The 13,836-nt window shown below is 69.5% G+C and carries 15 protein-coding genes and 1 pseudogene; 7 read left to right on the forward strand and 9 right to left on the reverse strand.

The genetic code is table 11. The features are described from left to right. Position 1: 1 nt before the first annotated feature. The gene (locus B4V06_RS11305; protein ID WP_498169931.1) at positions 2 to 976 is read right to left on the reverse strand and encodes a C-terminal binding protein; all 975 of its coding nucleotides are present in this window, start codon (positions 974 to 976) and stop codon (positions 2 to 4) included. Between the two features lie 181 nt (positions 977 to 1,157). Between B4V06_RS11305 and B4V06_RS11310 the strand changes: the two genes are divergently transcribed. Next, positions 1,158 to 1,436 (forward strand): DUF7536 family protein, encoded by a 279-nt coding sequence (locus B4V06_RS11310; RefSeq protein WP_123114918.1) that lies wholly within the window; start codon positions 1,158 to 1,160, stop codon positions 1,434 to 1,436. Between the two features lie 168 nt (positions 1,437 to 1,604). On the opposite strand, the gene B4V06_RS11315 is transcribed toward B4V06_RS11310, so the two are convergent. After that, positions 1,605 to 1,886: a MarR family transcriptional regulator gene (locus tag B4V06_RS11315; RefSeq protein ID WP_123113991.1), complete on the reverse strand. Its 282-nt coding sequence runs from the start codon at positions 1,884 to 1,886 to the stop codon at positions 1,605 to 1,607. Positions 1,887 to 2,177: 291 nt separating this feature from the next. Here B4V06_RS11315 and B4V06_RS11320 point away from each other — a divergent pair, with 291 nt between their 5' ends. The 3 genes from B4V06_RS11320 to B4V06_RS11330 all read left to right on the forward strand — a co-directional run bounded on the left by B4V06_RS11320 (position 2,178) and on the right by B4V06_RS11330 (position 4,668). Continuing rightward, complete coding sequence (locus B4V06_RS11320; protein WP_123113992.1) at positions 2,178 to 2,486, forward strand: EMC6-like membrane protein; 309 nt, start codon at positions 2,178 to 2,180, stop codon at positions 2,484 to 2,486. A 1-nt stretch (position 2,487) separates the two neighbouring features. After that, complete coding sequence (locus B4V06_RS11325; RefSeq protein ID WP_123113993.1) at positions 2,488 to 4,308, forward strand: ribosome biogenesis/translation initiation ATPase RLI; 1,821 nt, start codon at positions 2,488 to 2,490, stop codon at positions 4,306 to 4,308. A 93-nt stretch (positions 4,309 to 4,401) separates the two neighbouring features. Then, on the forward strand, positions 4,402 to 4,668 hold the full coding sequence (locus B4V06_RS11330) for an HAH_0734 family protein (protein WP_123113994.1): 267 nt from the start codon (positions 4,402 to 4,404) through the stop codon (positions 4,666 to 4,668). A 31-nt stretch (positions 4,669 to 4,699) separates the two neighbouring features. Here B4V06_RS11330 and B4V06_RS11335 read toward each other — a convergent pair whose 3' ends face one another. The 3 genes and pseudogenes from B4V06_RS11335 to B4V06_RS11345 form a co-directional block, all read right to left on the reverse strand. Next, positions 4,700 to 5,362, reverse strand: coding sequence for an L-threonylcarbamoyladenylate synthase (locus B4V06_RS11335; RefSeq protein ID WP_498169935.1), 663 nt, complete (start codon positions 5,360 to 5,362; stop codon positions 4,700 to 4,702). A gap of 99 nt (positions 5,363 to 5,461) precedes the next feature. Continuing rightward, a complete protein-coding gene (locus B4V06_RS11340) occupies positions 5,462 to 5,971 on the reverse strand; it encodes a redoxin domain-containing protein (RefSeq protein ID WP_123113996.1) in 510 nt (169 codons plus the stop codon). A 145-nt stretch (positions 5,972 to 6,116) separates the two neighbouring features. Further along, positions 6,117 to 6,365, reverse strand: a pseudogene (locus tag B4V06_RS11345) (glutaredoxin family protein); the annotation flags it as partial. 151 nt (positions 6,366 to 6,516) lie between these two features. On the opposite strand from B4V06_RS11345, the gene B4V06_RS11350 reads away from it, so the two are divergent. Continuing rightward, entirely contained in the window at positions 6,517 to 7,893 is a 1,377-nt protein-coding gene (locus B4V06_RS11350) for a hemolysin family protein (RefSeq protein WP_498169937.1), read from the forward strand. Positions 7,894 to 8,433: 540 nt separating this feature from the next. On the opposite strand, the gene B4V06_RS11355 is transcribed toward B4V06_RS11350, so the two are convergent. Continuing rightward, the gene (locus B4V06_RS11355; RefSeq protein WP_498169940.1) at positions 8,434 to 9,165 is read right to left on the reverse strand and encodes a DUF5781 family protein; all 732 of its coding nucleotides are present in this window, start codon (positions 9,163 to 9,165) and stop codon (positions 8,434 to 8,436) included. Positions 9,166 to 9,246: 81 nt separating this feature from the next. Here B4V06_RS11355 and B4V06_RS11360 point away from each other — a divergent pair, with 81 nt between their 5' ends. Further along, positions 9,247 to 10,296: a WD40/YVTN/BNR-like repeat-containing protein gene (locus B4V06_RS11360; RefSeq protein WP_498169942.1), complete on the forward strand. Its 1,050-nt coding sequence runs from the start codon at positions 9,247 to 9,249 to the stop codon at positions 10,294 to 10,296. A gap of 45 nt (positions 10,297 to 10,341) precedes the next feature. Here the strand turns inward: B4V06_RS11360 and B4V06_RS11365 are convergent, their stop codons facing one another. Both B4V06_RS11365 and B4V06_RS11370 read right to left on the reverse strand, forming a co-directional pair. After that, positions 10,342 to 11,064, reverse strand: coding sequence for a queuosine precursor transporter (locus B4V06_RS11365; RefSeq protein WP_498169944.1), 723 nt, complete (start codon positions 11,062 to 11,064; stop codon positions 10,342 to 10,344). Continuing rightward, positions 11,057 to 11,263, reverse strand: coding sequence for a ribbon-helix-helix domain-containing protein (locus tag B4V06_RS11370; RefSeq protein WP_498169946.1), 207 nt, complete (start codon positions 11,261 to 11,263; stop codon positions 11,057 to 11,059). The genes B4V06_RS11365 and B4V06_RS11370 overlap by 8 nt, the downstream gene beginning before the upstream one ends. A 680-nt stretch (positions 11,264 to 11,943) precedes the next feature. On the opposite strand from B4V06_RS11370, the gene B4V06_RS11375 reads away from it, so the two are divergent. After that, on the forward strand, positions 11,944 to 12,534 hold the full coding sequence (locus tag B4V06_RS11375; protein WP_123114002.1) for a 50S ribosomal protein L15e: 591 nt from the start codon (positions 11,944 to 11,946) through the stop codon (positions 12,532 to 12,534). A 216-nt stretch (positions 12,535 to 12,750) separates the two neighbouring features. On the opposite strand, the gene thsB is transcribed toward B4V06_RS11375, so the two are convergent. Further along, the coding region (thsB, locus tag B4V06_RS11380) for a thermosome subunit beta (protein ID WP_498169949.1) at positions 12,751 to 13,836 on the reverse strand (1,086 nt) is incomplete at its 5' end.

Raw genomic sequence — 13,836 nt, forward strand, 5'->3', positions numbered from 1 at the left:
GTTACAACCAGTCGGCGTCCGGGTCGACCCGCCCGTCCGGGGTCTCGCCGTTGAGGACGGCGGCGACGTCGGCCGCGCCGCTCCGGTTCAGGTCGTCTCTGGCCTCCTCGCTGTACCACGCCGCGTGGGGCGTGACGACCGTGTCGTCGCGGCCGACGAGCGGGTCGTCCTGCGGCGGCTCCGCGGCGAGCACGTCGAGGCCCGCGCCCTTGATCGCCCCGGATTCCAGCGCGTCGAGCAGGGCGTCGCCGTCGACGACGGGCCCCCGACTCACGTTGACGAGGACCGAGTTCTCGCTGAGCCGCGCGAGCGCGTCGGCGTCGACCATCTCGCGCGTCGCGTCGGTCAGGGGCGCGTAGACGCCGACGTGGTCGGCCCGATCGAACAGCGCCTCGAACTCGACCTTCTCGACGCCGTACTCCGCCATCTCCTCGGCGTCGACGAACGGGTCGTGGGCGATCAGCTCCGCGTCGAAGCCGGAGAGCTGCTCGGCGGCGCGCTGCGCGATCGGGCCGAACGAGAGCAGCCCGATCGTCGACGCGCTCACGCGGCGGATCGGCCGCCCGGCCTCCCAGTTCCAGCTGCCGGCGGCGACGTCGTCGTCGTACGCCTTCAGCGACCGCAGGCAGGCGAACAGCAGCGAGACGGAGTGGGTCGCCACCTCGTCGGTGCAGTAGTCGGGGACGCGAGTGACGGTGACGCCCTCGTCGGCCGCGGCGCCGACGTCGATGTTGTCGACGCCGACCGCCGACCTGACGACCACCCGCAGATCGAGCGCCGCGAGCGCCTCGGCGGTGACGGGCGTGTTGATGTCTGTGACGACCGCGTCGGCGCCTGCGGCCGCCTCGGTCACCCGCTCGGCCGACCCCAGGTCGGCGACCTCGATCTCGACGGGCTCGTCGACGCGCTCGTCGAGGACCTCGCGGTACGTCTCCGGGTCGATCATCGCGAACGACGACAGGACGACTTTCGCCATGCCCCCGCTTTTCTCCCCTCTCACTTTATCTCTGTTATTGACGTAGTTAGGCCCCTGAAACGTCTATTTTCGATCGTGATGTTCCGGCGGCGGCGATCGGGCGCCGCGCCGTTCCGGAGGCTCTTTGCGCGCCGGGCGGCTACGTGCCCCCGTGACCGACGACAGTTCGACCAAGCCCCCGATGCTCGTCCTCCTCGAGTCGCTGGCGTTCTACCGGAACGTCCGGATCGGTCTCGTCGCGGGCGCGGGTCTCGCGCTCCTGTTGTACCTCGTCCGGATGCTGGAACTGCTCGGTCCCGTGATCGACACCCGGGAGTACCCGCTGTTCGGCCCGGACGTCTGGTACCTGTTCCTGGCGTTCGTCTTGGCCGCGACGTTCGCGCTGTTGGTCGCCGTCGCGCTCACGATCGCCGAGGCGGTGCGGGGAGCCGGCGAGGCGTCGACGGATCGGCCGGAGTGAGGAACAGAGCGGCGTGGCTCGGATAAGGACGGAGCGGGTCGAGCGAGGATAGAGCGGGTCGAGCGAGGATAGAGCGGTCAGAATGACCCGGAGACCGACGCATCGCTCGGCGGCGCGAACGACCGGGATATCGGCGAGTCGGTCGAGTGCGGACCGGTGGGTGCGGGCTCAGTCGGCGGTACAGGAGGCGTCGCTCTCCTCGCCGGTGAACTCCTGTGCGGGCTCGGTGAGCTTGTAGAGGTTCTGTCTCGCGTCCGCGAAGTAGACGTCCTCGTCGACGACCCCGATCCCCTCGAGTCGCTCGAGGGCGTACCGAACGGTCCGTGCAGACAGCATCGACTCCTCGACGATGCCTTTCTGTGTCAGCGGGCCGTTGTACTCGAGCACCTTGAAGACGAGTTTGGCGCTCGGTGGGAGGTCGTCGAGCCCCTCCGTTTGGGTTCCTTCCATCGTTACGATTCGAAACCGCACATCGTCATAAATGTTGATGGCCCACGCCCCCGATTCGGCGATTTTGTCGCAAAAGACGGCTTATATTGCCGGTTAATTCGTTGACAACCAGCAACATAATCCGGAATGCCCCGGATCGACTGACCAGTCAGTCAGCGATGTGGCTCGCGCGCGCTCTCCGTCGGCGCCCGTCCAGTCGGCTTCCGTCTCGGTTCGAGCCGACCCCTCGACTCGATCGCGCTCGGCGGGCGGAACGAACGGCTTTTCACGGGCGCTCGCGGATCCGTTGGTATGAGCGACGACTCGGGCATATCCGGCCACGCGCGCGGCGTGGTCGTCACGACGATCTGCTGTCTGGCGGGGATCGCCGCCGGCGTCGTCTCGGCCGCGTACGTGGGGACGACCGTGGCTGCCGCCCAGAGCACCACGGTCGTGCTGGTCCTCGGCGCGTTCGTGCTCGCCCAGTACCCGCTGTACAAGGTCATCGGAATCGGCGACTTCGGCGTCAAAGACAACCTCTACGTGGCGTTCCTGACGTTCACGCTGTGGTTCATCAGCTACACCGTGCTGGCCACGTCCGGCGTGCAGCTGGTGGCGTAAGATGGCGGACGACAGCATCGCCGTGGTCGACCTCGATCGATGCCAGCCCGACCGGTGTAACTACGAGTGCGCGAACTACTGCCCGCCGAACCGGACGGGCAAGGAGTGCATCACCGAGCGCGGCGAGGACGCGGTCGAGGGCGACCCGGACCAGATCCACATCTCCGAGGAGATCTGTCTGGGCGAGACCTGCGGTATCTGCGTCGAGAAGTGCCCGTTCGACGCGATCGAGATCATCAATCTCCCCTCGGAGCTCGAGGAGGAGCCGGTCCACCGCTACGGCGAGAACGCCTTCTCGCTGTACGGGCTCCCGACCCCGGAGCCGGGCAACGTCACCGGCATCCTCGGTCCCAACGGGATCGGGAAGTCGACGGCGGTCCACGGCCTCGCCGGCGAGATGGTCCCGAACCTCGGCGACCACGAGGGCGAGGCCGACTGGGACCGGGTGCTCGACCGCTTCCGCGGCACGGGGCTCCAGAACTACCTGAAGTCGCTGAAAGAGGGCGACGTGAGCGTGGCGCGCAAGCCGCAGTACGTCGACCAGATCCCCAAGCAGTTCGACGGCAACACCCGCGAGCTGTTGGAGCGCACCGACGAGCGCGGCGCGCTCGACGAGCTGATCGAGCGGCTCAACATCGCCCCGGTGATGGACCAAGACATCGACTCCATCTCCGGCGGCGAGCTCCAGCGCGTCGCCATCGCGGCGTGTCTGGCCCGCGACGCCGACTTCTACTTCCTCGACGAGATCACGCCGTACCTCGATATCGGCCAGCGGATGATCGTCGCCCGGCTCATCCGCGAGCTGGCCGACGACGACGACACCGAGCGCTCGATGCTCGTCGTCGAGCACGACCTCGCCATCCTTGACCTCCTCGCCGACACCCTCCACGTCGCGTACGGGGAGCCGGGCGCGTACGGGGTCATCACCGACCCCAAGTCGGTTCGCAACGGGATCAACGAGTACCTGAAGGGGTACCTCGACAACGAGAACATGCGGATCCGGCCCTCCGCGATTACCTTCGAGGAGCACGCCCCCCGCGTCGCCTCGCGCAGTGAGACGCTGGTCGAGTACCCCGACCTCTCGAAGTCGTACGGCGATGGCGAGTTCGAGCTCCACGTCGAGGGCGGCGAGATCAACCACTCCGAGGTGCTCGGCGTCGTCGGCCCGAACGGGATCGGGAAGTCGACGCTCGCGAAGCTGTTCGCGGGCTCGCTGGAGCCCGACAAGGGGTCGCTCGACTTCGCGCTCGACATCGCGTACAAGCCGCAGTACGTCGAGATCGACCAGCCGATGCGCGTCGACGCGTTCCTCTCCTCTATCACCGACGAGTTCGGCAGCTCCTACTGGAACACGGAGATCGCCCAGCCGCTCCAGCTCGACCGGATCATGGAGCAGAACCTCACGGACCTCTCCGGCGGAGAGCGCCAGCGCGTCGCGATCGCGGCGTGCCTCTCCGAGGACGCCGACCTGTTCCTGCTCGACGAGCCCTCCGCGCACCTCGACGTCGAGCAGCGGGTCCGGGCGACGACGGCGATCCGCCGGTACGCCGAGAACCACGACGCGACCGTCATGGTGATCGACCACGACATCTACATGATCGACCTGCTGGCCGACCGCCTGATGGTGTTCGACGGCGAGCCGGCCGAGCGCGGGCACGCCGCGCCGCCGCAGGACATGCGCGACGGGATGAACGAGTTCCTCTCCGACCTCGACATCACCTTCCGCCGCGACGAGCGCACGGGGCGCCCCCGGATCAACAAGCCGGACTCGCAGCTCGACAGCAAGCAGAAGCGCGAGGGCGAGTACTACTACTCAGCCTGAGGCGACGCGCCGCCGCGCCCGCCGCCCCAGCGTCCCCGTCGGTCGATCCGCCGTATCGAAGCGATTAAGCACGGAACCCCCGAACGACGGGGTATGCAACACCTCATCATTCGCGGCGACCCCGACATCCGGCGGGACGCGGTGATCGAGTACGACGGCGAGGAGCTGGTCTGTTTCGGCATCAACGTGCAGGGCGGCTGGCACGGCCCGGACGAGCCCCAGCTCTGGTGTACCGTCGGTAGCGAGGACGAGCGCGAGGCGTACGACAAACGCGAGTACGTCCCCCACTGGCTCGACGTGGACGCGGTCGACGCCGAGGAGATCGAGGTGCTGAGCGAGAAGGGTCCGCTGTCGGTCTGAGGCCGCCCGCTGTTCTACGCCACGCCTCGCCCTACACCGGCGGGTCCGCCAGCCACGCCTCGATAGCGCCGGCCATCGCGCCGCGGCGGTGGATCGTCCCCGCTTCCGGGTCGACGACGGTGCTCTCCGTGCCGGGCGCCTCCCCGTCGTCGATCACCGCGCCGACGCCCTCGCGGATCCGGTCGTCGAGGTCGTCGAGGTCGGTGACGCTGCCGGTCCCGGAGACGTTCGCGCTCGTCGCGGTGAGGGGACCGGTCTCGCGGAGGAGCGCCCTGGCGACCGGTTGGTCGGGGACCCGGAGCCCGACGCGGTCGCTGCCGGCGGTGAGCGCGTTCGGGACCGCGTCGCCGCGCTCGACGACGACGGTCACGGGGCCGGGGAGGAACGCGCGGGCGAACGCGACCGCGAACTCCGTGGGGCGCGCGTAGCGGAGCGCGTCGTCGACGCTCGCGACGCCCAGCGAGAGCGGGTTCGACCGGTCGCGGCCCTTCAGGGCGAACACGCGCTCGACGGCGTCGGGGTCGAGCGCGTCCCCGCCGAGCCCGTACACCGTCTCAGTCGGGTAGACGACGAGCTCGCCGTCGGCGACCGCCGCGGCCGCGCGCCGGACGTCGTCTCGGCGGCTCGCGGCGTCGCGGCTGGGCTCCGGCTCGGATCCGGGGCGAGGCTCCCGATCGTCGGTGTCGTCCGTCACGGGCGTTCGTTCGGCCCCGGTTTAAAAAAGCATGACGTGTGTGGACGCCGCCGTCGCACGCGAGCAAGGCGGGGTCGACGTTTCCCGTGGACGGCGATCTCAGTCGACGAGCCGGCCGATCGCGTCGCCGATCTCTTCGGCGTCGGGGAACTCGGGGTGCTCGCTCGCGACCCACGCGTACTCGACGGTGCGGTCGCCGTCGAGGAGGAACACGGCCGGGCGCGACTCCGTGATCCCGGTCATGCCGTCGATGTCGTGAGCGACGCCGTACTCCTCGATCACGCCCGCGCCGGGGTCCGAGAAGATGCGAACGCCCTCGCCGCGCTCGGCCAGCAGGCGCTTGTGGGCGTACGGCGACGAGATGGAGAGGCCGAGGACGTCGAGGTCGTCGGCCCAGCCGTGGTCGTCGATCGTGTTGTAGAGGTAGGTCGCCTGGAAGGCGCCGTCCATCGGGTGGAAGAGGAGGAGCGTCGGCCCGTCGACGGCGTCGTCGAGCGCGGTGTCCTCCCAGTACTCCTCGTTCACGAGGGGGCGGGTGAAGTCGGGGGCGATGTCGCCCTCGGCGACGTGGTCCGTCTCGGGCAGGGAGACGACGTCGAAGTCCGGCATCTTAGGCACCTCCCTCGTCGGCCGCGCGGCCCCCGTCGGTCGCCGCGTCGTCGGCTGCGCGGCCCCCATCGGTCGCCGCGTCGTCGGCTGCGCGGCCCCCGTCGGTCGCCGCGTCGTCGGCTGCGCGGCCCCCGTCGGTCGCCGCGTCCCCGTACGTCCCTTCGAGGTACTCCACGATGTTCGCGCTCTCGGACATCGTCACGCCGGTCTCGCGGTCGACGATCGCCGGGACGCTCCGGGCGCCGGAGACGCGTTTCACGACGTTCCGCTCCGAGTGCATCGGCTCGACGTACCGGGACTCGTACTCCAGCCCGAACCGGTTCAGGGTCCGGACGACGCGCTCGCAGAACGGGCACGCCTGCAGTCTGTACAGGGTGATCTGTGGGTCCGTCATGGGCGTCGATTCGGCCGCGGGACGTGTAATCGTGTCGGCCCCGGCACGCTCCGTGCATTCCCCCGATCCCGCCGTCGGCCCGACGATCGGCGGCTGACACGGGCCGCCGAAGGTAATCCTTTAACCATCCGCCGACGGAAGACGAATGAACATGGGCTTGTCGTCGAGCACGCTGACGGCCGATCTGCTACAACTGCCGACGCCGGGGGACAACACGGTGATCGTCCTCGGCATCCTCGCGATCGTGGTGCTGGTCGGTCTGTCCGCGTTCTTCTCCTCCTCTGAGATCGCGATGTTCTCGCTCCCGCAGCACCGCGTCGACAGCCTCGTCGACGAGGGCGTCACGGGCGCGAAGACGATCCAGGACATGAAGGAGAACCCGCACCGGCTGCTGGTGACGATCCTCGTCGGCAACAACATCGTCAACGTCGCGATGACCTCCATCGCGACCGCGCTGTTCGGCTTCTTCCTCTCGCGGGGCGAGTCGGTCCTGGCGACGACGTTCGGGATCACGACGCTGGTGCTGATCTTCGGCGAGAGCGCGCCCAAGTCCTACGCCGTCGAGAACACCGAGTCGTGGGCGCTCAAGATCGCGCGCCCGCTGAAGGCGTCGGAGTACGCGCTGTACCCGCTCGTGGTCCTGTTCGACTACATCGTGAAGGGCGTCAACAGCATCATCGGCGGGTCGGCGGCGATCGAGTCGACGTACGTCACCCGCGACGAGATCCAGGACATCATCGAGACGGGCGAGCGCGAGGGCGTCATCGAGGAGGAGGAGCGCGAGATGCTCGACCGCATCTTCCGGTTCAACAACACCATCGCCAAGGAGGTGATGACGCCCCGTCTCGACGTCACCGCGGTCGCGAAGGAGTCGTCGGTCGAGGAGGCGATCGAGACGTGCATCCAGGCCGACCACGAGCGCGTCCCCGTCTACGAGGGGAACCTCGACAACATCATCGGCGTGGTGACCGTGCGGGACCTGGTCCGCGAGCTGCGCTACTCCGAGGGCGAGCCCTCGCTGGCGCGGGTCGTCAAGCCGACGCTGCACGTCCCCGAGTCGAAGAACGCCGACGAGCTGCTCGCGGAGATGCAGGAGAACCGCCTCCAGATGGTCACCGTCATCGACGAGTTCGGGACCACCGAGGGGATCATCACCTTGGAGGACATGGTCGAGGAGATCGTCGGCGAGATCTTGGAGGGCGACGAGGAGGCGCCCGTCGAGTTCTTAGAGGAGAACGTCGCCGTCGTCCAGGGCGAGGTGAACATCGACGAGGTCAACGAGATCCTCGGCATCGACCTCCCCGAGGGCGAGGAGTTCGAGACGCTCGCCGGCTTCGTCTTCAACCGCGCCGGCCGGCTCGTCGAGGAGGGTGAGGAGATCGAGTTCGACGGGGTCCGGATCCGCATCGAGCGCGTCGATAACACGCGGATCATGTCGGCGCGCGTGACGGTGCTCGACGTCGACGGCGAGGGGAGCGAGGACGGCGGGGCCGGGGAGGCCGAGACGGCGGCCGACGACGCGGTATAAATAGTTTATAAATAATTCTCAGCTGGGTCCGACCGTTTTTGATCGGTCACAATCTACTGACGACTTGTCTTCGGTGAACACCTGCAAAGCCCCAGCCGTGAGCGGGACGCACGCTCGCTGTCGTTCGAAAGGCGCTCTGCGCCTTTCGTGATGACGAGACGCCGAAGGCGTCTCGAACCACGCTCCTCAGTCGGTCGCTATCGCTCCCTCCTTGCGGTCCTTACGTCGTCATCAGAACGCAAAGCGTTCTGATTGGCTCACGAGAGCAAAGCTCTCGTGAACGCCTGCGTCCCGCTCACGGCTGCCCCTTTGAGTCCCGCCCCGCACAGCAGCCGTGCCTCACGCCTCCCCAGCCTCGCCGCTCGCTTGGGGCTCCCTGCGGTCGCCCACATCGCTCGCGGCGTCCCTCGCGCGCGCTGCTCGGCCGCGATGCGGCCTCGCAGGCGCGCGCCACCGCACCGTTTATTTATAAATAGCCGCCGCACTCATCCGCTCGGTAACCGAATTTTGCCAAGGGCCGCTCCCTCTCACCGTTCTCTCTCACACCGCGTACGCCCGCGCGGCGCCGACGAGCGCCTTCCGGTAGTCGCTCTCGGAGGGGTCGGGGCCGAGCGCCAGGAAGCGCTTTTTAAATGCGTTCACGTCGACCGCGTCGGTGTCGCTGCCGGCGGCGCGCGCGAGGTCGTAGATCCGGTGGTCCGGGCCGGCGATGTCGTGGCGTTCGACGAGAGCGAGCGCGAACGCGGCGTTGACGGCCGTGATCTCCGGGTCGGCGCCGGCCGTCACGGGCGGGGACCCGTCCCGCGAGACGTCCGGCCGGTCGGCGACCGCGGTCGCGAGCGTGGACTCTAAGAAGCCGAGGAGTTTGTCCGCGGGCGCGACGGAGAGCGTGATGTCGTCGGCGTAGATGTCCTTCATGTGATTCGCGATCTGGTAGCAGTGCGCGAGCTTGCGGCGCTCCACCGTCTCGCCGGAGAGCCCGAGGTACAGCGCCTCCTCGGTGGATTGGACGTGGGAGGCGTGACCCTCCTCGTACCGGGCCATGTGCGAGAGCTCGTGGACGGCCAGCTCGCGCGCCATCGCGCTGGTGGCGGCGCGCTTCGAGACGTTGAGCACGTGGTAGCCGTCGTAGTGGCCGGCCCACGTCCGCTCGTCGGGGTCGTCGCGGACCCTCACATGGACCGGGTCAGCGAGCGAGCACTCGGTCTCGAAGAGGTCGGCGGCGCCGAGAAACGGGTCGGGGGGAACGTCACCCTGCACGCGGAGATCCATGCTTACCGTTCCCACGGTGGCGGCGGGTAAGTCTCTTGCGCCCGTCGAAGGCTTTTGTCGCGACGCGGCGAACTCTCCGCCATGTGCGCACGCCTCCACGCGGCCTACGACGACGGGCTCCGGCTCGTCGACCCCGAGTCGGGCGACGTCGCCGTCCGGCTCGCGGACCGCTCGGTCGAGTGCCTCTCGGTCACCGCCGGGACGGAGGGCGACGCGGATGGCGCCGCCGCGAGTGCCGCCGCCGCGGGCTCCGAAGCCGGCGCCCGCGTCCTCGCAGGCACCTTCGACGCGGGGCTGTTCCGTTCGCTCGACGGCGGTGAGACCTTCGAGCGCGTCGCGCGCGAGACCCTCGGCCCGGGCGGGTCGGGTCCCGACGCGGTCACCGCGGTCGCGACGAGCCCGCACGACCCCTCGGTCGTCTGGGTCGGGACGGAGCCCTCGCAGGCGTACCGCTCGCTCGACGGCGGCGCGACCTTCGAGCGCGTCGAGGGACTGGTCGACGTCCCCTCGGCGGAGTCGTGGTCGTTCCCGCCCCGCCCCGACACTCACCACGTCCGGTGGATCGAGCCGTGCCCGGTGGACCCGGAACGGTGGTTCGTCGCCATCGAGGCCGGCGCGCTCGTCGTCACGCCCGACGGCGGCGCGACGTGGATCGACCGCCCGGAGGGCTCCCGACGGGACAACCACGCGGTCGCGACGCACCCGGACGCGCCCGACCGCGTCTACGCGACGTCGAACGACGGGTTCGCCGTGAGCGACGACCGCGGCGCGTCGTGGCGGATCGTCGACGCGGGACTCGACCACGGGTACCTCTGGGGGCTCACGGTCGATCCCGGAGACCCGGGGACGGCGCTCGTCAGCGCGGCCGCCGGGGCGAACGCGGCCCACCGCCACGGCGAGGCGTACCTCTACCGCTATCGGCACGGAGCGGGGTTCGACCGGCTCGTCGACCGGGGGATGCCGACGGGTGAGGGGACGTACCGGGCCGTTCTCGCGAGCGGCGATCAGGCGGGAGAGCTCTGGGCGGCGTCCGACCGCGGGCTCTACCGGACGGGTGACGCGGGTGACTCCTTCGAGCGCGTGCCCGCGGACCTGCCCGCGTCGCCCCCGCGAGCGCTGGCGGTCTGCTGATCCGTCGCAACTAGTGTGGGCCGTCGACCGCGACCGGACGCGGCGCTACTCCCGGACGGCGCCGACGACGAGGTAGACGATCGGCGTGTCGAGGACGGCGATCGCGAGCTTGAGGAGGTACTGGCCGAGCCCGAGCGCGAGGAGGAGCGACGGCTCGAACGGCTCGCCGGTGCCGAGCAGGACCGGGGCGGCGTAGAAGGCGACGCCGACGAAGATCGCGGTGTCGAGCAGCTGACTCGTCGCGGTCGAGGCGATGTTGCGCAGCCACAGCATGCCGGGCCCGGTGCGGTCGCGGATTGCGTGGAAGACGAACACGTCCCAGTTCTGGCTCACGACGTACGCGAGCAGGCTGCCGGCGACGACCCCCGTCGCCGGGGCGAGCGCGGTCTCGAACGCGGCCGAGACCTCGGGGTTCACGCCCGGGGCGGCGAGCGTCGACCAGACGAGGGCGAGCACGAGGAAGTTCGCGAGGAACGCGACGTTGACGACCACCTGCGTCGCGCGGCGGCCGTACAGCTCGGCGTAGCAGTCGGACGCGAGGAACGTCAGGGCGTACGCGAGCGCGGCGCCCGGCAGGGTGATCTCGGGACCGACCACGGGGAGCGCGACCGGCAGCGGCAGGGCGATCACCTTCGCGGCGGTGAGCTGCGCGGTCGCGAGCGCGACGACGAACAGGGTGATCAGCCCGACCGCCGCCACCGCGCCGCGGTCGAAGGGGTCGACCGCGAAGGGGCCGTCGGTCCCCGCGGTCCGCGTCCGGCTACTCATCGCTCGCCTCGCGCTCCGCCTCGTCGCGGTCGGGGTCGAGTCGGTCGTGACGCGCGTCGATCTCGTCGAGGAGGTCGAGCGTCTTGCGGATCGACGCGCGGACGGCGTCGCTGCGATTCACGAACTTCCCGTCGTCGCCGACGTGCTCGTCGAGGTCGTCGAGCAGTTCGCCCGGGATCTCGACGCTTATCTTGGGCATACCGCTCCGTCGACCTCGGACCGATAAGAGCGTTCTTATTCGGAGAGTCTCTCGAGAATATCTCACGCGACGAGGTCGTCGCCGGCTGATCGGTTCGTCGTCATCGCCGGCTGACAAGTCCGTCGTCGTCGCCGTCGACCGACCGCATCGCGGACCGCCGGCGTGCGGCGTGTGCCTCTGGGGTCGGATCGCGGCGCGGTTGACGCCCCGACGGCGCGGAGCGTCGGTCCGGGGGAAATGCGGCGCGGCCGGACACGACCCCCTACCCGAGGCGGTGACGTGTCCGACCGCGCCCGTTCGGTCATAGGGCTCGACGCTGGTAAAAACGCGGCGGGTGGGTGAGCCGGACGCACAGGGAGGAGTAAGCCGGGCGCACAGGGACGCGATGTCGGCCGCGCCGCGTCGGCGCGACCGGTATCGACGACGCGTCCTCGCCGTCTCTGTGTGCCACCGCTCCCCACGCGAACGCCGTAGCGAAGCGGTTAAGGGCGAACCGCGGGAAGTACGGACAACTCGCTGCTGCGGACACAGCGGGCACTCGCCGCCGGGGATCCGTTGACGTCATCAGACTGCGTCTGGTGGGCTGACGAGCGGAGCTCGTCAACGCCGTCGACGCCCCCCGGGACGAGACGACATGTGGCCGCCTCGCGGCTGAATCGCAACCGTCCGCGGACAACAATATGGCACGAAGCTTCTACTCGCACATCAAGGAGGCATGGCGGTCCCCCAAGGAGGGGAAACTGGCGGAGCTGCAGTGGCAGCGCAAACAGGAGTGGCGCGACGAGGGCGCCATCGAGCGCATCGAGCGCCCCACCCGCCTCGACAAGGCCCGCGAACTCGGCTACAAGGCCAAGCAGGGCGTCATCGTCGCCCGCGTGAGCGTCCGGAAGGGCGGCTCGCGCAAGCAGCGCCACAAGGCCGGCCGCCGCTCGAAGCGGCAGGGCGTCAACCGGCTCTCGCGCCGCAAGTCGATCCAGCGCATCGCCGAGGAGCGCGCCTCGCGGAAGTACCGCAACCTCCGCGTGCTCAACTCCTACTGGGTCGGTGAGGACGGCTCGCAGAAGTGGCACGAAGTGATCCTCGTGGACCCCGCCCACCCCGCGATCGAGAACGACGACGACCTCGGCTGGATCACCTCTGACGACCACCGCGGGCGCGCCTTCCGCGGGCTCACCTCCGCCGGCACGAAGGGCCGCGGTCAGCGCACGCGCGGCAAGGGCACGGAGAAGACCCGCCCGAGCGTCACCGGCAACGACCGCCAGGGCAAGTAAGCCGACCGCGGTCCCGCTCGGATTCTCTCGTTTATCAGCCGGGTAGCGGCGAGGCCGACGTACCCGCAGCGATCCTCAGTCACGCTCCGACAGCGCCGCGGCTCTCCGGATCGGATGCCAAAAAACGGAACCGGGGGAACGCGAGGTGCGTGGTCGAGGAGCGGTGCGCGGTCGAAACGGAACGCGTCAGGGGGCTATGAGTTTCCTACTCGAAGCTCACATCGCACCGCCCATACCGCCCATGCCGCCCATGCCGCCGGCCGGGGCGCCGCCCTCGTCGTCGTCGCCGCCGGTCGACAGGTCGCCCGCGGAGATGATGTCGTCGATTTTCAGCACGAGGTTCGCGGCCTCGGCGGCCGAGGAGATGGCCTGCTCCTTCGCCTGGGCCGTCTCCACGACGCCGGCTTCGGCCGTGTCTACGACCTCGCCGGAGAAGACGTTCAGCCCGGCGTGCGCGTCGCCGGCCTCGTGGGCCGCGCGCAGGTCGACGAGCAGGTCGATCGCGTCGAGCCCGGCGTTCTCGGCGAGCACGCGGGGGATGAGCTCCAGCGAGTCGGCGAACGCCTCGACGGCGAGCTGCTCGCGGCCGGAGACGGAGTCGGCGTAGTCGCGGAGCCGGCGGGCGAGCTCGACCTCGATGGCGCCGCCGCCGGGGAGCGTGCGCCCGTCGGAGACGGTCGTCGCGACGACGTCGATCGCGTCTTCGATGCCGCGCTCGAGCTCGTCGACGACGTGGTCGGTCGTGCCGTACAGCAGGAGGGTGACGCCGTGGGCGTCCTCGCCCTCGACGTAGAACAGCCCCTCCTCCTCGTCGCGCTCGACCGAGCCGACCGCGAGGTCGTCGGCGGTGAGCGAGTCGAGGTCGGTGACGATCGGCGCGCCGAGCACGTTCTTGAGGAAGCTCAGGTCGGACTTCTTCGTCCGGCGGACCGCGAGAACGCCCTCCTTCGCGAGGTAGTGCTGGGCGAGGTCGTCGATCCCCTTCTGACAGAAGACGACGTCGGCCCCGCTCTCGACGATCGTGTCGACCTTGTCGCGGAGCTGCTTCTCCTCCTGGTCGAGGAACTTCTGGAGCTGGTCGGGCGAGTCGACGTTGACGGAGGTGTCGACGTCGGCCTCCTCGACCTCGATCGGGTCGTTGAGGAGGAGGACGTCGGCCGACTCGAAGTCGGTCGGCATGTCGTCGTGGACGGGGTCCTTGTCGATCACCGCGCCCGAGAGGAGCTCGGACTCGCCGGCCGCGCGGCCGGTGCGGGTCTCGATGTTGAGGTTCGCGAGGTCGACGACGTGGGAGCCGTCGTC

This window comes from Halorubrum sp. B53 (assembly GCF_059752395.1).